20 protein-coding genes are annotated in these 19,159 nt (G+C 65.0%); 18 read left to right on the plus strand and 2 right to left on the minus strand.

Translation table 11 applies throughout. The features are described from left to right. Positions 1-333: transcription antitermination factor NusB (gene nusB / locus V6M39_RS07675; RefSeq protein WP_332643218.1), on the plus strand; the 333-nt coding region annotated here is incomplete at its 5' end. 107 nt (positions 334-440) lie between these two features. After that, a complete protein-coding gene (locus tag V6M39_RS07680; protein WP_332643219.1) occupies positions 441-659 on the plus strand; it encodes a hypothetical protein in 219 nt (72 codons plus the stop codon). A 3-nt stretch (positions 660-662) separates the two neighbouring features. On the opposite strand, the gene V6M39_RS07685 is transcribed toward V6M39_RS07680, so the two are convergent. Beyond that, positions 663-860, minus strand: coding sequence for a hypothetical protein (locus V6M39_RS07685; RefSeq protein WP_332643220.1), 198 nt, complete (start codon positions 858-860; stop codon positions 663-665). Positions 861-1,009: 149 nt separating this feature from the next. Between V6M39_RS07685 and pyrR the strand changes: the two genes are divergently transcribed. The 12 genes from pyrR to metK all read left to right on the plus strand — a co-directional run bounded on the left by pyrR (position 1,010) and on the right by metK (position 13,324). After that, on the plus strand, positions 1,010-1,588 hold the full coding sequence (pyrR, locus tag V6M39_RS07690; protein ID WP_332643221.1) for a bifunctional pyr operon transcriptional regulator/uracil phosphoribosyltransferase PyrR: 579 nt from the start codon (positions 1,010-1,012) through the stop codon (positions 1,586-1,588). Continuing rightward, positions 1,585-2,541, plus strand: a complete 957-nt coding sequence (locus tag V6M39_RS07695; RefSeq protein ID WP_442880718.1) for an aspartate carbamoyltransferase catalytic subunit — start codon at positions 1,585-1,587, stop codon at positions 2,539-2,541. Before pyrR ends, V6M39_RS07695 begins: the two co-directional genes overlap by 4 nt. Further along, a complete protein-coding gene (locus V6M39_RS07700; RefSeq protein WP_332643222.1) occupies positions 2,538-3,839 on the plus strand; it encodes a dihydroorotase in 1,302 nt (433 codons plus the stop codon). The genes V6M39_RS07695 and V6M39_RS07700 overlap by 4 nt, the downstream gene beginning before the upstream one ends. Next, positions 3,836-4,939 (plus strand): glutamine-hydrolyzing carbamoyl-phosphate synthase small subunit, encoded by a 1,104-nt coding sequence (gene carA / locus V6M39_RS07705; RefSeq protein WP_332643223.1) that lies wholly within the window; start codon positions 3,836-3,838, stop codon positions 4,937-4,939. Before V6M39_RS07700 ends, carA begins: the two co-directional genes overlap by 4 nt. Beyond that, on the plus strand, positions 4,939-8,265 hold the full coding sequence (carB, locus tag V6M39_RS07710) for a carbamoyl-phosphate synthase large subunit (RefSeq protein WP_332643225.1): 3,327 nt from the start codon (positions 4,939-4,941) through the stop codon (positions 8,263-8,265). The genes carA and carB overlap by 1 nt, the downstream gene beginning before the upstream one ends. After that, complete coding sequence (pyrF, locus tag V6M39_RS07715; RefSeq protein ID WP_332643226.1) at positions 8,262-9,077, plus strand: orotidine-5'-phosphate decarboxylase; 816 nt, start codon at positions 8,262-8,264, stop codon at positions 9,075-9,077. Before carB ends, pyrF begins: the two co-directional genes overlap by 4 nt. Before the next feature lie 47 nt (positions 9,078-9,124). After that, positions 9,125-9,556 (plus strand): hypothetical protein, encoded by a 432-nt coding sequence (locus V6M39_RS07720; protein WP_332643227.1) that lies wholly within the window; start codon positions 9,125-9,127, stop codon positions 9,554-9,556. Positions 9,557-9,580: 24 nt separating this feature from the next. Further along, positions 9,581-9,919: an integration host factor, actinobacterial type gene (mihF, locus tag V6M39_RS07725; protein WP_332643228.1), complete on the plus strand. Its 339-nt coding sequence runs from the start codon at positions 9,581-9,583 to the stop codon at positions 9,917-9,919. Then, the gene (gene gmk, locus V6M39_RS07730) at positions 9,912-10,475 is read left to right on the plus strand and encodes a guanylate kinase (protein WP_332643229.1); all 564 of its coding nucleotides are present in this window, start codon (positions 9,912-9,914) and stop codon (positions 10,473-10,475) included. The genes mihF and gmk overlap by 8 nt, the downstream gene beginning before the upstream one ends. A gap of 49 nt (positions 10,476-10,524) precedes the next feature. Further along, entirely contained in the window at positions 10,525-10,827 is a 303-nt protein-coding gene (gene rpoZ / locus V6M39_RS07735; protein ID WP_332643231.1) for a DNA-directed RNA polymerase subunit omega, read from the plus strand. A 43-nt stretch (positions 10,828-10,870) separates the two neighbouring features. Further along, positions 10,871-12,073 (plus strand): bifunctional phosphopantothenoylcysteine decarboxylase/phosphopantothenate--cysteine ligase CoaBC, encoded by a 1,203-nt coding sequence (gene coaBC / locus V6M39_RS07740; RefSeq protein WP_332643233.1) that lies wholly within the window; start codon positions 10,871-10,873, stop codon positions 12,071-12,073. A 63-nt stretch (positions 12,074-12,136) separates the two neighbouring features. Continuing rightward, complete coding sequence (gene metK / locus V6M39_RS07745) at positions 12,137-13,324, plus strand: methionine adenosyltransferase (RefSeq protein ID WP_332643235.1); 1,188 nt, start codon at positions 12,137-12,139, stop codon at positions 13,322-13,324. Between the two features lie 27 nt (positions 13,325-13,351). On the opposite strand, the gene V6M39_RS07750 is transcribed toward metK, so the two are convergent. Further along, on the minus strand, positions 13,352-14,119 hold the full coding sequence (locus V6M39_RS07750; protein WP_332643237.1) for a DUF6882 domain-containing protein: 768 nt from the start codon (positions 14,117-14,119) through the stop codon (positions 13,352-13,354). A 1-nt stretch (position 14,120) separates the two neighbouring features. Between V6M39_RS07750 and V6M39_RS07755 the strand changes: the two genes are divergently transcribed. The 4 genes from V6M39_RS07755 to rpe are packed head-to-tail and all read left to right on the plus strand — an operon-like array spanning position 14,121 to position 19,041. After that, positions 14,121-16,127, plus strand: a complete 2,007-nt coding sequence (locus V6M39_RS07755) for a primosomal protein N' (RefSeq protein WP_332643239.1) — start codon at positions 14,121-14,123, stop codon at positions 16,125-16,127. A gap of 21 nt (positions 16,128-16,148) precedes the next feature. Further along, positions 16,149-17,072 (plus strand): methionyl-tRNA formyltransferase, encoded by a 924-nt coding sequence (fmt, locus tag V6M39_RS07760; RefSeq protein ID WP_332643240.1) that lies wholly within the window; start codon positions 16,149-16,151, stop codon positions 17,070-17,072. Beyond that, a complete protein-coding gene (locus V6M39_RS07765) occupies positions 17,069-18,358 on the plus strand; it encodes an RsmB/NOP family class I SAM-dependent RNA methyltransferase (RefSeq protein WP_332643241.1) in 1,290 nt (429 codons plus the stop codon). Before fmt ends, V6M39_RS07765 begins: the two co-directional genes overlap by 4 nt. Positions 18,359-18,360: 2 nt before the next feature. Beyond that, positions 18,361-19,041, plus strand: a complete 681-nt coding sequence (gene rpe / locus V6M39_RS07770; RefSeq protein WP_332643242.1) for a ribulose-phosphate 3-epimerase — start codon at positions 18,361-18,363, stop codon at positions 19,039-19,041. Positions 19,042-19,159: the final 118 nt, after the last annotated feature.

Genomic DNA, 19,159 nt, shown 5'->3' on the forward strand with positions numbered 1-19,159 from the left:
GGCACGCTGGCGGATCGTCGCGACTCGACCGACTACCCGGTCAACGACTACGCGATCTCGCTGATCGAGGGCGTCGTGCTGCACCGTGACCGTCTCGACGAGATCATCGCCGAGAACGCGAAGGACTGGACGCTCGACCGCATGCCGGCGGTTGACCGCAACCTGCTGCGTATCGGTGCGTACGAGATCCTCTACGTCGACGACGTCCCCGACGCCGTCGCCGTGAGCGAGGCTGTGGCTCTGGCGGCAGACCTGTCGACCGACGAGTCGTCGGCCTTCGTCAACGGGCTGCTGAGCAAGATCGTCGAGCTCAAGCCCACCCTGACTGCCTGATCCGCATGTCTTTGATTCGGGATTCGATCCCTGACTGGGTCTGGCCGGTCGTGATTGTCCTGGCGGCAATTTCGTTTCTATTCAAGTGGCGAGCTCATCGTCGAACGTTGGTCGAGGCCGCTTCAGCTCCAGGTGCAGGCTACGACGAGCAAGAAGCTCTCAAGAAGCAGACCATCGGCGGCGTGGGCATGGCGGTGTTGCTCGGTGGGATTGGGCTGGCGTACATCTTGCCTAAGCCCTACGGGTTGATCACGCTGGCAGCAGGAATCGGCGGTTGCTGGCTTTGCGTCTTCGTGATCCGGCGGACTCAGCAACCTCCCGCCTGAGTTCTACTCCGAGGGTTGCGGTGCCTCGCATTCGACGTCGGGGTCGACTCCGACGTAGTTGAGTGGTCCGGCGACGATCGTCAGCGCGGTGTCGCTGACCTCGTTGCACGTGTCGGTGGAGTCCTTGAAGTAGTCACGCTGGAATGCCGCAGCAACACCGATCAGCAGCCAGATGACGAGCACGAGCGAGCCGATTCTCATGGTTCCTCCTAGCCAGGCCTGCCATTGCAGCAGGTACCCGTCAACGTAGTGCGAGCCTGTCGAGGCCGCATGTTTTGGCTGATAGGGTTACGGACGAAATACCGACATCCTTTAACGGCCGTCCCGAGAGGCGGAGAAGGAGGTCAGACATGGTCGCGTCTGATGACGCTGCACGTGCTGACATCGCGCACGCCCCCGACCGTACGGTCCTTGACGACAAGGACATCTCGCGAGCACTGACTCGCATCACGCACGAGATCCTCGAGCGCAACCGCGACTCGACCGGCATCGTCCTGCTCGGCATCCCGACCCGCGGAGTCCATCTCGCGAGGCGCATCGCCAGGCGAATGTCCGAGGTCGAAGGCCGCGAGATCACGGCAGGCGCCCTCGACATCACGATGTTCCGCGACGACCTGCGGCTCAAACCCGCTCGTGCGCTGGAGCACACCGAGATCCCTGATGACATCGACGACAAGGTCGTCGTGCTGATCGACGATGTGCTGTTCTCCGGCCGTACGATCCGCGCCGCGCTCGATGCACTCAACGAGATCGGCCGACCCAGCGCCGTACAGCTCGCCGTGCTGATCGACCGCGGACACCGCGAGCTACCGATCCGCGCAGACTTTGTCGGCAAGAACCTGCCGACGTCGCTCAGCGAGAGCGTCAAGGTGCAACTGGCCGAGACCGACGGTGCCGACCAGGTTGCCATCACAGGAGGCGTTGCATGATCAAGCACCTGCTGAGCGCCGGCGATCTCAACCGCGAAGATGCCGTACGCATTCTCGACACCGCCGAGGAGCTCCTCGGCGTCGCGAGCCGACCGATCAAGAAGTTGCCGACGTTGCGCGGACGCACCGTGGTCAACCTGTTCTTCGAGGACTCCACGCGTACGCGCATCTCGTTCGAGGCTGCCGCCAAGCGCCTCAGCGCGGATGTCATCAACTTCTCCGCCAAGGGCTCGAGCGTCTCCAAGGGTGAGAGCCTCAAGGACACCGCGCTGACGCTGCAGGCGATGGGCGCTGACGCGGTCGTCGTGCGCCACCACAACTCTGGCGCTCCCCACCGCCTGGCCCACGCCAAGTGGACCAAGGGTGCAGTCATCAATGCCGGTGACGGGACGCACGAGCACCCGACTCAGGCGCTGCTCGACGCGTTCACGATGCGTCGCCACCTGGGTGACCTCGAGGGCAAGAACATCACGATCGTCGGCGACGTCCTGCACAGCCGGGTCGCCCGCTCCAATGTGCTTCTGCTCGACACCCTCGGCGCCAACGTCACGATCGTCGCCCCGCCGACGTTGCTTCCAGTCGGCGTCGAGAAGTGGCCGGTCGAGACGTCGTACGACCTCGACAACTCGCTCGAGAAGGCCGACGCGGTGATGATGCTGCGCGTCCAGCAGGAGCGCATGAAGGCATCGTTCTTCCCGAGCGCACGCGAGTACAGCCGCCGCTACGGGCTCGACACCCCGCGCATGAACCGGCTGCCCGATCACGCGATCGTGATGCACCCCGGTCCGATGAACCGTGGCATGGAGATCACCGCTGACGTCGCTGACGATGTCCGCTCGGTGATCGTCGAGCAGGTCACCAACGGCGTGGCCGTACGCATGGCGGTGCTCTACCTGCTGCTCGGTGGCGCCGCCCAGGACGAAACTTTCGACCCGATTGAAGAGGACGCATGAGCTCGTATGTCATTCGCCAGGCCAACGTGCTCGGCGACAAGGTCGCTGACATTGCGATCGAAGACGGTGTCATCACCGCGATCGGCAAGGACCTCACGGTCAACGGCGCCACCGAAGTCGACGCGAAGGGACTCGTGGCGATGCCCGGTCTGGTCGACCTGCACACCCACGTACGCGAGCCCGGACGTGAGGATGCCGAAACCGTCCTGACGGGCTCCAAGGCAGCCGCACGGGGCGGCTTCACCTGCGTGCACGCCATGGCCAACACCGATCCCGTCGCCGACACAGCCGGCGTCGTCGAGCAGGTCTGGCGACTCGGTCGCGAGGGCGGCTTCTGCGATGTGCAGCCCGTTGGCGCTGTGACGATCGGCCTCAAGGGCGAGCAGCTCGCCGAGCTCGGCGCCATGGCCGACAGTGCAGCAACTGTCCGGGTGTTCTCCGACGACGGCAAGTGCGTCTCGGACGCCGTGATCATGCGACGCGCACTCGAATACGTGAAGGCATTCGACGGCGTCATCGCCCAGCACGCCCAGGAGCCCCGCCTCACCGAGGGCGCGCAGATGAACGAGGGCCCGCTCTCGGGTGAGCTCGGGCTCACCGGCTGGCCTGCAGTTGCTGAGGAAGCGATCGTCGCCCGCGACGTCCTGCTCGCCGAGCACGTCGGTTCACGCCTGCACGTGTGTCACCTGTCGACGCGCGGCTCGGTCGAGATCGTGCGCTGGGCCAAGAGCCGCGGCATCAACGTCACGGCCGAGGTCACTCCGCACCACCTGCTGCTGACCGACGACCTCGTACGCAGCTACGACCCGATCTACAAGGTCAACCCGCCACTGCGCTCCGATGATGACGTGCAGGCCGTACGCGAGGGTCTGGCCGACGGCACGATCGACATCGTCGCCACCGACCACGCTCCGCATCCGATGGAGGACAAGGAGTGCGAGTGGTCCGCCGCCGCCTTCGGCATGCTCGGCCTTGAGACCGCGCTGTCGGTCGTGCAGCAGACTATGGTCGACACCGGTCTGCTCACCTGGTCGCAGGTTGCCGAGAAGATGTCGACCAAGCCGGCCGAGATCGGCCGCGTCCGCAACCAAGGCCGTCCGCTCGAGGTGGGGGAGCCGGCCAACATCGTGCTCGTCGATCCCGGGGCCACGCGTCTGATCGACGCCCGCAACACCGCATCGCTCTCGCGCAACAACCCGTATGCAGGATTGACGTTGCCCGGTGAGGTGGTCGCGACATTCTTGCGAGGCCGACCAACTGTCAATGACCGCGCGCTCGTGGAAGTAGTGACCGTATGACTGAGGCAATCCTCGTTCTTGAGGACGGACGCGTCTTCCACGGCGAGTCCTACGGCGCAGTCGGCGAGACCGTCGGCGAGATCGTGTTCTCGACCGGCATGACCGGCTATCAGGAGACGCTCTCTGACCCGTCCTACCGCCGCCAGATCGTGACGATGACGGCACCGCACATCGGTAACACCGGCGTCAACGACGAAGACGACGAGTCGTCGGCGTTTTGGGTCGCTGGCTATGTCGTACGCGACCCTGCCCGACTCTCGAGCAACTGGCGCGCCAAGTCGACGCTCGACGAGCGACTCGCAGCCCAGGGTGTCGTTGGTATCAGTGGCGTCGACACCCGCGCACTTACTCGTCACCTTCGCGAACGCGGTGCCATGCGCGCTGGCATCAGCTCAGATTCGACAGACGTCGAAACCCTGCTCGCCACCGTCAAGGCCGCGCCATCGATGGAGGGCGCTGACCTTGCAGGCGAGGTGTCGACCGACGAGACGTACGTCGTTCCGGCGATCGGCAAGAAGAAGTTCACCGTTGCGGCGCTCGATCTCGGCATCAAGGGAATGACCCCGCGCCGGATGTCCGAGCGCGGTATCGAGGTGCACGTGCTGCCCTCGAACGCGACGCTCGAAGACGTCCTCGCGATCAAGCCTGACGGTGTCTTCATGTCGAACGGTCCCGGCGACCCGGCGACGGCTGACTCGAGCGTCGAGCTCCTTCAGCAGCTGCTTGAGCGCAAGATCCCGTACTTCGGCATCTGCTTCGGCAACCAGATCTTCGGTCGCGCGCTGGGTCTCGGCACCTACAAGCTCAAGTACGGTCATCGCGGCATCAACCAGCCCGTGCAGGACCTCACGACCGGCAAGGTCGAGATCACGAGTCACAACCACGGCTTCGCCGTCGACGCGCCGATCGAGGGCACGTTCGAGACGTCGTACGGTCCTGGACGCGTGACCCACGTCGGACTCAACGACCAGGTCGTTGAGGGACTCGCCCTGCTCGAGCAGCCAGGATTCAGCGTGCAGTACCACCCCGAGGCCGCGGCCGGTCCGCACGATGCGGACTACCTCTTCGACCGCTTCGCCGAGCTGATGGGCGGTCGCTGATGCCGAAGCGCGACGATATTAAGTCGATCATGGTCATCGGCTCCGGGCCGATCGTCATCGGTCAGGCCTGCGAGTTCGACTACTCCGGCACCCAGGCGTGCCGCGTCCTCCGCGAGGAGGGCATCCGCGTCATCCTGGTCAACTCCAACCCGGCGACGATCATGACGGATCCCGAGTTCGCCGACGCGACCTACATCGAGCCGATCACGCCCGAGTTCGTCGAGAAGGTCATCGCCAAGGAACGCCCCGACGCACTCCTCGCAACGCTGGGCGGCCAGACCGCACTCAACGCCGCGATCCAGATGCACGAGTCAGGTGTGCTCAAGAAGTACAACGTCGAGCTCATCGGCGCATCGATCGAGGCGATCGAGAAGGGCGAGAACCGCGAGTCCTTCAAGAAGGTCGTGGAGTCATTGCCCAAGGAGTGGGGCGCAGAGTCGGCCAACTCCGTCATCTGTCACACGATGGATGAGTGCCTCGCCGGCGTCGAAGGACTCGGCGGCTATCCCGTCGTCGTACGTCCCTCGTTCACGATGGGCGGCTCTGGCAGCGGCCTGGCGTACAACGAGGAAGACCTGCACCGCATCGCCGGCTCTGGCCTGGCGCTGAGCCCCACCACCGAAGTGCTCCTGGAGGAGTCGATTCTCGGCTGGAAGGAGTACGAGCTCGAGGTCATGCGCGACACGGCCGACAACGTGGTGATCGTCTGCTCGATCGAGAACTTCGACCCGATGGGTGTGCACACCGGCGACTCGATCACGGTGGCACCGGCCATGACACTGACCGACGTCGAGTACCAGCGTCTGCGTGACATCTCGATCGGCATCATCCGCGAGGTCGGCGTCGACACCGGCGGCTGCAACATCCAGTTCGCGGTCAACCCCGTTGACGGCCGCATCGTCGTGATTGAGATGAATCCGCGTGTCTCGCGCTCGTCAGCGCTGGCGTCGAAGGCGACGGGGTTCCCGATCGCCAAGATCGCCGCGAAGGTCGCGATCGGCTACACGCTCGACGAGATCCCCAACGACATCACCCAGGTCACGCCGGCATCGTTCGAGCCCACGCTCGACTATGTCGTCGTCAAGGTGCCGCGGTTCGCGTTCGAGAAATTCCCCAACGCCGATGCCACGCTGACGACGCACATGAAGTCAGTAGGCGAGGCCATGGCGATCGGCCGCAACTTCACCGAAGCACTGCAGAAGGCGCTGCGCTCGCTGGAGCGCCCCGATTCGGTGTTCGACTGGAGCCAGAAGTGGGTCGACCTCGACAAGGCCGCGCTGCTTCAGGAGATCGCAATCCCGCACGACGGCCGCATCAAGCAGGTCATGGACGCGATCCGTGCTGGAGCCACACCCCAGGAGATCTTCGACGCGACAAAGATCGACCCCTGGTTCGTCGACCAACTCGCGCTGATCAACGAGATCGCCGTCGAGCTCATCGATGCCAAGGAGCTGTCGCCCGCGCTGTTGCGCAAGGCCAAGCGTCACGGCTTCTCGGACGCCCAGCTCGGCAAGATCCGCGGATTGCGCGAGGACGTCGTTCGCGGCGTACGGCATGCGCTCGGTGTGCGACCGGTCTACAAGACCGTCGACACGTGTGCGGCTGAGTTCGCGGCCACGACGCCGTACCACTACTCGTCGTATGACGAAGAGACCGAAGTCGAGCCGCGTACCAAGGAAGCCGTCCTGATCCTCGGCAGCGGTCCCAACCGCATCGGCCAGGGCATCGAGTTCGACTACTCCTGCGTCCACGCTGCAATGGCGCTGTCCGAGGTCGGTTACGAGACGATCATGGTCAACTGCAACCCCGAGACCGTCTCGACTGACTACGACACGTCCGACCGCCTCTACTTCGAGCCGTTGACGCTCGAAGACGTGCTCGAGGTCGTCCACGCTGAGCAGCAGGCTGGCCCAGTTGCCGGCGTCATCGTCCAGCTCGGCGGTCAGACTCCGCTCGGACTCGCGGCAGGACTCGAGGCAGCTGGTGTGCCGATCGTGGGCACGCAGCCCAAGGCGATCGACCTCGCCGAAGAGCGTGGAGCATTCGGCAAGGTGCTTGCCGAGGCAGGGCTTCCGGCTCCGAAGCACGGCATGGCGACCACGTTCAGCAACGCCCGCAAGATTGCCGCCGAGATCGGCTATCCGGTTCTCGTACGCCCGTCGTACGTTCTGGGCGGCCGCGGCATGGAGATCGTGTACGACGAGGGCACCCTCAAGGACTACATCGATCGCGCCACCGAGATCTCACCTGAGCGTCCGGTGCTGGTCGACCGGTTCCTCGACGATGCGATCGAGATCGATGTCGACGCTCTGTACGACGGCGAGGAGCTGTTCCTCGGCGGCGTCATGGAGCACATCGAGGAGGCTGGCGTGCACTCCGGCGACTCGGCCTGCGCCTTGCCGCCGATCACGCTTGGCGGGCTGGAGATCCAGCGCATCCGCGAGTCGACCGAAGCCATCGCCAAGGGCGTCGGCGTACGCGGGCTCATCAACATCCAGTTCGCGCTGAGCTCCGACATCCTCTACGTGATCGAGGCCAACCCGCGGGCGTCGCGCACGGTCCCGTTCGTGTCCAAGGCCACGGCAACTCCGCTCGCCAAGGCTGCAGCCCGGCTCATGCTGGGCGAGTCGATCGCCGACCTGCGCAAGGCTGGTGTGCTGCCTACGACCGGCGACGGGGGAGACATGCCCGATTCCGCACCGATCGCGGTCAAGGAAGCCGTCATGCCGTTCAACCGGTTCCGTACCTACGAGGGCAAGTACGTCGACACGCTCCTCGGCCCTGAGATGCGCTCGACGGGCGAGGTGATGGGCATGGACCACGCGTTCGGCACGGCATTCGCGAAGTCGCAGGCCGGAGCCCAGAACGGACTCCCCACATCTGGCAAGGTCTTCGTCTCAGTTGCCAACCGAGACAAGAGGCACATGGTCTTCCCAATCAAGCGCCTTGCGGACCTCGGATTCGAGATCCTCGCGACCAGCGGAACGGCAGTCGTCCTCGCCCGCAATGGTGTCCAGGCGACGGTGATCCGCAAACTCCACGAGGACCCACTGGCTGGCCAGTCTCGGTCGACGATCGTTGAGAAGATCCACGAGCAAGACGTCCAGCTGATCATCAACACGCCACACGGCGTCACCGCTGGCGGCAATGCCCGCATCGACGGTTACGAGATCCGTACGGCCGCCGTTGCCGAGGGCATCCCGTGCATCACGACGGTCCAGGGTCTCGCCGCTGCGGTCCAGGGCATCGAGGCTCTGATCGAGGGCAAGATCGGCGTCACCTCGCTCCAGGAGTGGGGCCAGATCGTCACGGCAGGTCGAGAATGAGTTTTGGCTCGCGCGCGCGGGCGGCCATGGCCGCGTACGGTCCGGCCTGTGTAGGTATCGATCCTCACGCCGAGCTGCTTGCCGAGTGGGAGCTGCCTGACTCCGTCGAAGGTCTGGACCGCTTTGCGAGCATCTGCGTCGAGGCATTTGCCGGACACGTCGGCTTCGTCAAGCCGCAGTCCGCATTCTTCGAGCGGTTCGGCGCCCAAGGTGTCGTCATCCTCGAGCGCACGATCCAGGATCTTCGCCACACCGGCAGTCTCGTGATCCTCGACGTGAAGCGAGGCGACATTGGCTCGACAGCCGCCGCGTACGCCGACGCATACCTCGACGAGGACGCGCCGATGGCCGCCGATGCCATCACCGTGAGCCCGTTCCTCGGCTTCGGTTCACTGCAACCGTTCTTCGACGTCGCCGAGCGCAATGACGCAGGTGTCTTCGTGCTCGCACTGACCTCCAACAAGGAGGGTCCGGAAGTGCAGCACGCGCTCAACGGTGACGTCACCGTTGCCGGCGGCATGCTGAGCCAGCTGGCAACCCTGAATGCCGGCCAGACGCCGATGGGCTCCTACGGAGCAGTCGTCGGAGCGACGATTGGTGATGTCGGAGAGGACCTCGCGATCAACGGCCCTCTGCTGGTTCCGGGCTTCGGCGCGCAGGGTGGAACGGTCGACGACATACGACGACTGTTCGGCTCGGTCATCGACAACGTGATTCCGTCGACGTCCCGGGGAGTTCTCGCCGAAGGACCCGATGTGTCCGCACTGCGCGGTTCTGCCGCCCGGGTGAACTCTGAACTTGTAGGCTCCTAGAGTCCGGGACACCGGCTCACCGATACGTACGCTCAAGGAGCCCTTGCATGACACGCACCGCCGCCTTCCTGGTCTCGACCCTCGTCTGCGCCTCGGTGCTCTCGGGGTGCGGCGGCGGAAGCGCCTACTGCGATGCAGTCGACAAGGACAAGGCGTCACTCAACACGTTCGGTGAGAAGCGAACCGATGCGGCGTACGCCGGTTATGCCAGTGTGCTCGAGGGAGTCGCCAAGGTCGCTCCCAAGACGATCAAGAAGGACTGGACGACTCTCGCCGATGTCACCAAGGGTGTCATCGCGGCTCAGAAGACGGTCGACCTCAAGCTCGAGGAAATGACCATTACCGCAAAGGTCAAGAAGCTCAGCGCAGCACAGCTCAAGCAGCTCAACACCGCGTATGAGGCGTTCAATGCAACGACAGCGCAAAGAACAGCAGTTGTGAAGAATGTGAAGCAGGAATGCAAGATCACACTCAAGTGACTTGTCTAGCGATGAGGTGACGAAATGGCACTCCCAATTCTGACGCCCGAACAGCGTCAAGCAGCACTCGAGAAGGCTGCGATCGCCCGCAAGGTGCGCGCAGACATCAAGAACAAGCTCAAGCATTCCGGCGCGAGCCTGACCGAGGTCATCCAGGAATCCAAGGCCAACCAGTTCATCGCCAAGCTCAAGGTCATCGACCTGCTGCAGTCGATGCCGGGCGTTGGCAAGGTCAAAGCGCAGGAGATCATGGACCGGGTCGGCATCGCCGCGAACCGACGCCTGCGCGGCCTTGGAGACAACCAGATCTCTGCCCTGATTGCCGAGTTCAAGGAACGAGCAGACCGCTCTGGCCGTGGCTGAAGCCGCACCCGAACGATCACGGCTCGTCGTGCTCGCGGGTCCGACCGCGGTCGGAAAGGGCACGATCGCAGCCTGCGTACGCAGCTCGCACCCCGAAATCTGGATCTCCGTCTCAGTCACGACCCGGGCTCCGCGCCCGGGCGAGATCGACGGCGTGCACTACCACTTCATCACTGAGGCTGAATTCGACGAGATGATCGTCAACGACGGTCTGCTCGAATGGGCCGTAGTGCATGGAGCCGCCCGTTACGGCACTCCCAGGGCTCGTGTCGAGGAACGGCTGTCCGCCGGGCAACCAGCGCTGCTCGAGATCGATCTGCAAGGCGCACGACAGGTCCGCGAACGCATGCCGGACGCCCTGATGGTCTTCCTCAAGCCACCCAGCTGGGAAGAACTCGTACGTCGTCTTGTCGGGCGGGGGACCGAGGGAGCAGAAGAACGTGAGCGGCGTCTGGAGACCGCGCGTATTGAGCTCGAGGCCGAGAACGAGTTCGATGTGACGATCGTCAACACCAATGTCGAGAGTGCCTGCCAGGAATTGGTAGACTTGTTCTGATCCGGCAGCAGCCGGACCCCATTCCTAGAACTTTTCTGTGAGGCTCTCTGTGTCCACGACACGCTCCGTCGCCATCGGCATCACCAACCCGCCGCTCGACGACCTGCTCGAGAAGGCCGACTCCAAGTACAAGCTCGTCCTTTACAGCGCCAAGCGCGCCCGGCAGATCAACGCTTACTACTCGCAGCTCGGCGAAGGCCTGCTCGAGTACGTCGGCCCGCTGCTCGAGACCGGTGTGCAGGAGAAGCCGCTGTCGATCGCGCTCCGCGAGATCAACGCTGACCTGCTGACCGTCGAGGACATCGATCCCGAAGCAGAAGCAGCAGCTGCCGCAGCAGCAGAAAAGGCTTGATCCGCGGCATCTGAAACGTGGGCTCCAGCTAGGAGGCAGAGGCATGGCCGAGATCGTTCTTGGTGTGTCGGGTGGCATCGCGGCTTACAAGTCCGCTGAGTTGCTGCGCCTTTTCACAGAGTCGGGCCACAGCGTTCGCGTCGTTCCCACCGTTTCGTCACTCAAGTTCGTGGGTGCCGCCACGTGGGAGGCGTTGTCGGGCAAGTCCGTGCAAGCTGAAGTCTTCGAGCACGTCGACGAGGTCGCACACGTACGTATCGGCCAAGGTGCCGATCTCGTCGTCGTGGCACCGGCAACTGCCAACATCCTTGCAAAGGCTGCCCACGGCATCGCTGACGATCTCCTGACCAACACGCTGCTCACGGCACGGTGTCCGGTGATGTTCGTCCCCGCAATGCACACCGAGATGTGGGAGAACGCCGCGACCGCGGCCAACGTCGCAACGCTCCGCGAGCGGGGTCACGTCGTCGTCGAGCCCGCTGTAGGCCGCCTCACGGGCGTTGACACCGGCAAGGGCCGACTTCCTGACCCACAGCAGATTTTCCAGATCGCCACACAGCTCCTCGAGCCACATGCCCAGGACCTCGTCGGTAAGCATGTTGTCGTCTCAGCCGGTGGCACCCGCGAATTCCTCGATCCGGTCCGCTATCTCGGCAATCGTTCCTCGGGCCGCCAGGGCTATGCCCTCGCCGAGGCAGCCGTCGCCCGTGGTGCCCGGGTGACTGTGGTGTCCGCCAACGTGTCGTTGCCGGATCCTGCTGGCGTCGATCTCGTACGAGTTGTCAGCACCGAAGAACTCCGCCAGCAGGTTCACCAGGCAGCTGTCGATGCCGACGCCGTGATCATGGCGGCGGCACCAGCGGACTTCCGACCGGCTGAGTTTGTCGACGCCAAGATCAAGAAGGCGTCCGACGGCGTTGCTCCGGAGATCCAGCTGGTCGAAAACCCCGACATACTCGCTGAGCTGGTTGCAGCACGTACGAGCAAACGTCCCGTCATTGTCGGCTTTGCTGCCGAGACTGGCGACGCCAACGCCTCGGTGATCGAGCACGCCCGCGCCAAGCTCGCTCGCAAGGGTTGCGACCTCCTCGTCGTCAACGACGTGGGAGCCGGCAAAGTGTTCGGTTCCGAGGACAACGAGGCCGTTCTGCTCGGTGCCGATGGCACCGTCGACGACGTGCCGCTCGGCCCCAAGATCAACTTGGCTCATGCGGTACTGGACGCTGTCGTCCAACGCATGGACTGAGCGAAACTCCCCACCGATTCACTCGTTAGACTCTCTGCCAGACCTCAACCCAGGAGAAGCACCTTGAGCCGCTTGTTCACGTCCGAGTCCGTCACTGAGGGACACCCGGACAAGATCGCCGACCAGATCAGCGACAGCATCCTTGACGCGTTGCTGGCCAAAGACCCCAAGAGCCGTGTCGCCGCGGAAACCTTCGTGACCACCGGCCTCGTGCTGGTCGGTGGCGAGGTCACGACTGAGGCGTACGTCGACATCGCCCGCATCGCTCGCGATCGCGTCATCGAGATCGGCTACGACTCATCGGTCAAGGGATTCGACGGAGAGACCTGCGCCGTGCAGGTGACTCTCGACGCGCAGAGCCCCGACATCGCCCAGGGCGTCGACCGTGCCGAAGAAGCTCGTGTCGGCGGCGCCACAGACCCGCTCGACCTTCAGGGTGCAGGTGACCAGGGACTGATGTTCGGTTACGCGTGCGACGAGACTCCCGAGCTCATGCCGCTGCCGATCACGATCGCCCACCGCCTCGCGGAGCAGCTGACCGCCGTGCGCAAGGACGGCACGCTGCCCTACCTGCGTCCCGACGGCAAGACCCAAGTCACCATCGAGTACGACGATGACGACAATCCCGTACGCGTCGAGGCGATCGTCATCTCCTCGCAGCACGAGGCCGGCATCGACCTCGAGACCCAGCTTGCCGTTGACATCCAGAAGCACGTCATCGACGAGGTGCTCGGCCAGTACGACATCGACTCGTCGGACTACAAGGCGCACATCAACCCGACCGGCAACTTCGTCATCGGTGGCCCCATGGGTGACGCGGGCCTGACGGGCCGCAAGATCATTGTCGACACCTATGGTGGCTACGCCCGCCACGGTGGCGGCGCGTTCTCTGGCAAGGACCCGAGCAAGGTTGACCGCTCGGCTGCCTACGCGATGCGTTGGGTTGCCAAGACCATCGTGGCTGCCGGTCTCGCCACCAAGGCCGAGGTCCAGGTCGCGTACGCGATCGGCGTCTCGACCCCGGTTGGCTTCTACGTCGACACCTACGGCACCGAGACTGTCCCGGTCGACAAGATCCGCGAAGCAGTCCTTGAGGTGTTCGACCTGCGCCCCGGCGCGATCGTTCGCGACCTCGACCTGCTCCGTCCGATCTACGCGCAGACAGCCGCGTACGGCCACTTCGGTCGTCCGGGCCTCCCGTGGGAAGACACCAGCCGCGCCGACGCGCTCAAGGCAGCTGCTGGAGCCTGAGGCTCAGCTTCATCTGAACAGCCCTCGCTACGGCGAGGGCTGTTCTGCGTCCTGGGCGCCCAGCCCGGTGATCTCATGACCGTCGAGACCGATGATCAGCGTGCCGTCCTCGGCCTGCAGGAATGCTGCATCGTCCTGCTCGGCAAACCCGATGCGTCGAGTGGCCGCGTACTGGTGCAGCGCGCGGCGTACGTCTCGTGGTCGTCCGGGCCCGGCCATCACGGTCTCGATCGTCTGACGGAGGTCGGCGATGGTGGCAGGCGGCATCTGGAACCCGTCGATCAGGAAGTAGCCCGTGTCGCCGTTGTCGGTCTCGAACACGACCGGCGTGTAGACGCGGGAGATGGCTGCCGATGCCTGCAGCACACGCTGCATGAGGCGCGGCTCGCTCGCGAAGTCGGCCTCGGCCAGCTCAGGGATGCCCAGCTTCTCGCCCTGCGTTCGGATGTCGTGGACGATCGTGGGACCGGTCTCCTCGCCGGGCAGGTAGCCCCACGCCCAGGTGAACCGACCCGTGGTCGAGCTCGTCGTCCCGATCATGTGGGCGATGTACTTGTCGGTGCCGTTGACCGTGTACATATCGGTGTTGCCGGTGCCCTTGCTGAGCTTGGTGAACCCGCTTTCGCCACGACTCGCGTAGAGCTGGGCCTCGGACTCCGCCACGATGAACGCTCCGGCATCGGCGATGCGGTCGAGGTACTGATTCTCGGTCATGACTTCCTCTGCTGCGCGGTGGCGGATGCGCTCCAATTGTCCACGACGGCTCAACGTCAGCACCTGCTGGTAGAACTGCATCGTGACGGGCGACGGGAGTGACCAGGTGGAGCCGCAGCAGCTGGCTCTCGTCCCGGAGTCGACCGCTCCACGCAAACGAGTCGCCAAAGCCAAGCCTGCGCTCGAAGCGGCGCCGCATCTCTCGGTTGCCCAGGTGGCCGTCGACACCGGGCTCTCACACCTCGACCGGCCATTCGACTACCTCGTGCCGACCACGCTGGATGAGCTGGTCGTGGTCGGCTGCCGGGTCAAGATTCGGTTCGCGGGCCGTCTCGTCGATGGTTTCGTGACTGATCGAGTCGATGGCACCGAGCACGAGGGCAAGCTCGCGTACATCGCCAAGGTCGTCTCCTCCGAGCCCGTCCTGCGACGAGACGTCCTCGAGCTCGCTCAAGCCGTCGCCGATCGCTACGCCGGCACGCTGGGTGACGTGCTGCGTCTGGCGATCCCGCCTCGCCATGCGCGAGCAGAGGCCTCCGTACGCGAAGCCGCGGCAGGGGAGCTGCCGGACGTCGACGATGCCGTCTGGCGGACTCATACGCATGGACCAGAGTTCCTGAGCTCGATCCGTGCTGGAGACAGTCCGCGGGCCTGGTGGGGCGCTCTGCCTGGTCAGCAGCCCTCCCGGGCAGTCGCCCAAGCTGTTCTGGCGGCTTTGCACAGCGGTCGCGGCTCGATTGTCTGCGTGCCTGACGTACGAGATGTCGCGCGCTGGGACGCCGTGTTCACCGAGGTGCTGGGTGCGGGACACCACGTCGTTCTGACTGCGGCGTCCACACCCGCAGCGCGCTACGCCGCATTTCTCGCAGTGTCGCGGGGACAGGTGAAAGTCGTCCTCGGTACACGGGCGGCAGCCTTCGCGCCGGTGCATGACCTCGGACTCGTGGCGATGTGGGACGACGGCGACGATCTCTACGCCGAGCCTCGAGCCCCCTACCCGCACGCGCGCGAGGTGCTCTTGCTCCGAGCCACGGCATCATCGTCAGCGCTGTTGATCGGCGGCTACGCCCGTACGGCCGAGGGACAGTCGCTCGTCGAGAGCGGCTGGTGCACTGAACTGGTCGCTGGGCAGACGGCGAGACGTACCGCGTGGCCTCGCCTCGAGGTCACGGATGGGTCAGTCGCAGGTTCTGCGCCAGCCAGGCTTCCGCAAGAGGTCTTCCGTGCGGTCCGTGCGGCCACGGGCGCCGTTCTCATGCAGGTGCCTCGCCGCGGCTATCGTGAGTCGCTCTCATGCCAGGCTTGCCGCCACCCGGCGCGGTGCACTGCCTGCCAAGGGCCTCTCGTCCAAACCTCCGCGTCGGCGCCGATTGCCTGTCGCTGGTGTGCGACAGAAGTGCCCAGCTGGTCGTGTGACAACTGCGGTGGCACCAAGCTACGGGCTCCTGTGGTCGGCCAGCTCAGGACCGCTGAGGAGTTCGCTAGAGCATTTCCCGATCTTCCGGTGGTGACGTCGGGTGGAGACACGATCCTCGACGATGTCGAGCCGGAGCGCGTACTCGTGCTGGCCACGCCCGGTGCTGAGCCGCACGTGCAAGGTGGCTTCGACGTCGTCGTGCTGCTGGACACCTGGTTGATGACAGGTCGTGACGACATCCGCGTCGAGGAAGAAGCTCATCGCCGCTGGTTCAATGCGCTCGCGCTGGCTGGTCCGGGTGCCATCGCGATCGCTGTAGGTGACGCCACCATGCTGCAGGCGCTCGTACGATCTGATCCGGCCGGGTTCGCCGCCCGTGAGCTGGCGAGCCGAGCCGAGACGCACCTGCCCCCGACCGCCCGACTGGCAACGGTCGATGCGTCAGATGATGTTCTCGCCGAGCTGGCTGGCCGCACGTGGACGCCCAACACTGAGGTGCTGGGACCCGTGCCCGTCGACCCTCGCGATGATCAGGCAGGGCAGCGACTGATCCTGCGGGCACCGCGCCGCGAAGGCTCACAGTTGGCCGCCGGTCTCAAGGCTGCCGCTGCCGAACGCAGCGCCGCGAAGCAACCGGCACTGCGCGTTCAGGTCGACCCTCAGTCGCTCTAGCCGCACGCCTAGACTCGCTCCGTGAGAGTCGTGTTTGCAGGTACGCCGGAGGCCGCGGTGCCGACCCTCGAAGCGCTCGTCAAGAGCAGGCACGACGTGGTGGCCGTTATCACCCGGCCGGATGCGCCTGCCGGCCGTGGGCGCACGCTGACGCCTTCGCCGGTTGCCGTTGCTGCGGAAGCGCACGGCATCGAGGTGCTCAAGCCCGCAAAGCCGTCCGATCCAGAGTTCATGGCGCGTCTGCGCGAGCTCGAACCGGCGTGCATCCCGATCGTGGCCTACGGTGCGCTGATCCGCCGCGAGGCGCTCGACATACCGGAGTATGGCTGGGTCAACCTGCACTTCTCGGTCCTGCCCTCCTGGCGTGGTGCAGCGCCGGTGCAGCGGGCGATCATGGCCGGCGATGAGGTCACTGGTGCCACGGTGTTCAGCCTCGTGGAGGAGCTCGATGCCGGCCCGACTCTCGGCACGATCACCGAGCTCATCCGTGACGACGACACCGCCGAGACCTTGCTCGGACGCCTCGCCGACTGGGGGAGCAAGCTGCTCGTCGACGTGATCGATCACATCGAGGACGGCGACATCTCGGCGATCCCGCAGCCGGACGAGAACATCTCGTACGCGCACAAGCTCACGACCGAAGACGGGCGTATCGATTGGAACCGTCCTGCGTTCGCGGTCAACCGGCACATCCGCGGTTGCACTCCCGCACCTGGCGCTTGGACGACGTTCGCCGACCAGCGTCTCAAGGTCGGGCCGCCTCGCATTGCGGACGACCGCACGCTCACGCCCGGCAAGCTCGGAATCAGCAAGCGCGAGATCAGGGTCGGCACCACGACGACCGACGTGATCCTCGGTGACGTCCAGCCTGTCGGCAAGAAGCTGATGCCTGCTGCCGACTGGGCGCGCGGAACCTCCGTGCCCGACGATTCGTCTTTCGCATGACGGATCCCGTACGGATGGTCGCGTTTCACGTGCTTCGAGCCGTGGCCGAACGCGACTCCTATGTGAACCTCGTGCTTCCAAGCATGCTCAAGGAGCACTCGATCGAGGGCCGCGATGCGGCGTTCGCCACCGAGCTGGTGCACGGAACGGTACGTCGCCAGGGCACGTACGACGCGATCATCGGCTCGGTCGCCAGCAAGGGACTCGCGGGGATCGATCCGCCGGTGCTCGATGCTCTGCGCTTGGGCACCCACCAGTTGCTCAGCATGCGCGTACCGCCGCACGCCGCTGTGTCGACGACGGTCGACGTCGTACGCCGGGAGATCGGTCACAAGCCGGTGCACTTCGCCAACGCGCTGCTCCGCAAGATCGGGCAAAAGGACCTCGAAGGCTGGCTCGACACGGTCTCCGAAGGGCTGGAGGGTGACGAGGCCCGCGCGGTCCGTACCTCGCACCCCCTGTGGATCGTGAAGGCTCTCACCGAAGCTCTTGGCGGACACGCGGCGCAGATCGACAAGCTTCTCGCGGCAGACAATGCCTCCCCGCGGGTGACTCTCGTGGCCAGGCCTGGACTGTGCAAGCCCGAGGACCTGCCCGGTACGCCCGGAACGCTCTCTCCGTACGCGCGCATCCTCGAGGGTGGAGCACCCGGCGACATCCCTCAGGTGCGCGACGGTCGCGCCGGCGTGCAGGACGAGGGGTCGCAGGTCGTCGCGATCACCCTTGCTGATGCCCCCATCGAGGGATCCGACGAGCGTTGGCTCGACCTGTGCGCCGGACCGGGAGGCAAGGCAGCGCTGCTTGGCGCGATCGCCGATCAGCGTGGGGTGTCGTTGGTCGCCAACGAAGTGTTGGAGCACCGCGCTGAGCTCGTACGACAGGGTGTCCACCTGCTCGACAATGTCGAGGTCACGACGTTCGACGGGCGGCATGGCCCTTGGGACGCGGCATCCTTCGATCGCGTGCTGGTCGATGCGCCGTGCACCGGGCTGGGTGCGTTGCGACGACGCCCGGAATCACGTTGGCGCCGGGTGCCCGAGGATCTCGAGTCACTCGTGCCGCTCCAGATGGCGCTTCTCAATCGTGCACTCGATCTTGTTCGCCCAGGGGGAGTCGTCGTGTACGCGACCTGCTCACCTCACCTGGCCGAGACAACGGGCGTGGTCGACGCCATCACCGCCGCTCGGACGGACGTCGAGGTCGAGGCATCGCGTCAACTGTGGCCGCACATCGACGGCACGGACGCGATGTTCATGGTGACTCTCAGACGCACCGATACTGTCTGACCATGGGCATTCAGATCGCGCCGAGCATGTTGGCGGCAGACTTCGCCAACCTCGAGTCCGAAGCCGCTCGCATCTCCAGCGCCGATTGGCTCCACATGGATGTGATGGACAACCATTTCGTGCCCAACCTGACGCTTGGTGCACCGGTTATCGAAGCGCTCGCCAAGGTCGCGAAGCAGCCGATCGACGCCCACCTGATGATCGAGGACCCCGATCGATGGGCTCCGGCCTTTGCTGAGGCAGGCGCCAAGAGCATCACCTTTCACGTCGAGGCGGCCCGCGATCCGTTGCAGCTCGCCCGCAACATCCGCGGGCAGGGCGCGCGCGCATCGATGGCGGTCAAGCCCGACACGGCTCTGGAGCCGTACGAGGGGTTGCTGCCGGAGATCGACATGATCCTGATCATGACGGTCGAGCCAGGGTTCGGCGGTCAATCGTTCATGGACTCCTGCCTGCCGAAGGTGAAACGCGCTCGCGAGCTGATAGACAAGCACGGCGGCGACATCTGGCTTCAGGTCGACGGGGGAGTGTCGCTCGAAACGATTGAGCGGTGCGCTGAGGCAGGCGCCGACATGTTTGTCGCAGGGTCAGCCGTGTTCGGCGCCGACGATCCCAACGCCATGATTGCCTCGCTGCGGTCACATGCCGAACGTCACACTCCGTCAGATGCGGCCAACGGCTAGACTTTCACCACGAGCAACCAGTATTGAACGCTCGCGTGCTCCGGGGTCGGTGTAATTCCGAACCGGCGGTTATAGTCCGCGACCCGCGGCCACACTTCGGTGAGGCAACGGTTGAGCC

The sequence above is a fragment of the Aeromicrobium sp. genome (assembly GCF_036675695.1).
Taxonomy (GTDB): Bacteria; Actinomycetota; Actinomycetes; order Propionibacteriales; family Nocardioidaceae; genus Aeromicrobium.

Bases quoted from the DNA above. Each gene is read 5' to 3' on its own strand.
- V6M39_RS07765 (WP_332643241.1), top strand. From the start codon at position 17,069: ATGACGGATCCCGTACGGATGGTCGCGTTTCACGTGCTTCGAGCCGTG.
- carA (WP_332643223.1), top strand. From the start codon at position 3,836: ATGACTGAGGCAATCCTCGTTCTTGAGGACGGACGCGTCTTCCACGGC.
- V6M39_RS07695 (WP_442880718.1), top strand. From the start codon at position 1,585: ATGATCAAGCACCTGCTGAGCGCCGGCGATCTCAACCGCGAAGATGCC.
- mihF (WP_332643228.1), top strand. From the start codon at position 9,581: ATGGCACTCCCAATTCTGACGCCCGAACAGCGTCAAGCAGCACTCGAG.
- coaBC (WP_332643233.1), top strand. From the start codon at position 10,871: ATGGCCGAGATCGTTCTTGGTGTGTCGGGTGGCATCGCGGCTTACAAG.
- rpe (WP_332643242.1), top strand. From the start codon at position 18,361: ATGGGCATTCAGATCGCGCCGAGCATGTTGGCGGCAGACTTCGCCAAC.
- V6M39_RS07720 (WP_332643227.1), top strand. From the start codon at position 9,125: ATGACACGCACCGCCGCCTTCCTGGTCTCGACCCTCGTCTGCGCCTCG.
- carB (WP_332643225.1), top strand. From the start codon at position 4,939: ATGCCGAAGCGCGACGATATTAAGTCGATCATGGTCATCGGCTCCGGG.
- pyrR (WP_332643221.1), top strand. From the start codon at position 1,010: ATGGTCGCGTCTGATGACGCTGCACGTGCTGACATCGCGCACGCCCCC.
- pyrF (WP_332643226.1), top strand. From the start codon at position 8,262: ATGAGTTTTGGCTCGCGCGCGCGGGCGGCCATGGCCGCGTACGGTCCG.
- V6M39_RS07750 (WP_332643237.1), bottom strand. From the start codon at position 14,119: ATGCAGTTCTACCAGCAGGTGCTGACGTTGAGCCGTCGTGGACAATTG.
- V6M39_RS07685 (WP_332643220.1), bottom strand. From the start codon at position 860: ATGAGAATCGGCTCGCTCGTGCTCGTCATCTGGCTGCTGATCGGTGTT.
- V6M39_RS07700 (WP_332643222.1), top strand. From the start codon at position 2,538: ATGAGCTCGTATGTCATTCGCCAGGCCAACGTGCTCGGCGACAAGGTC.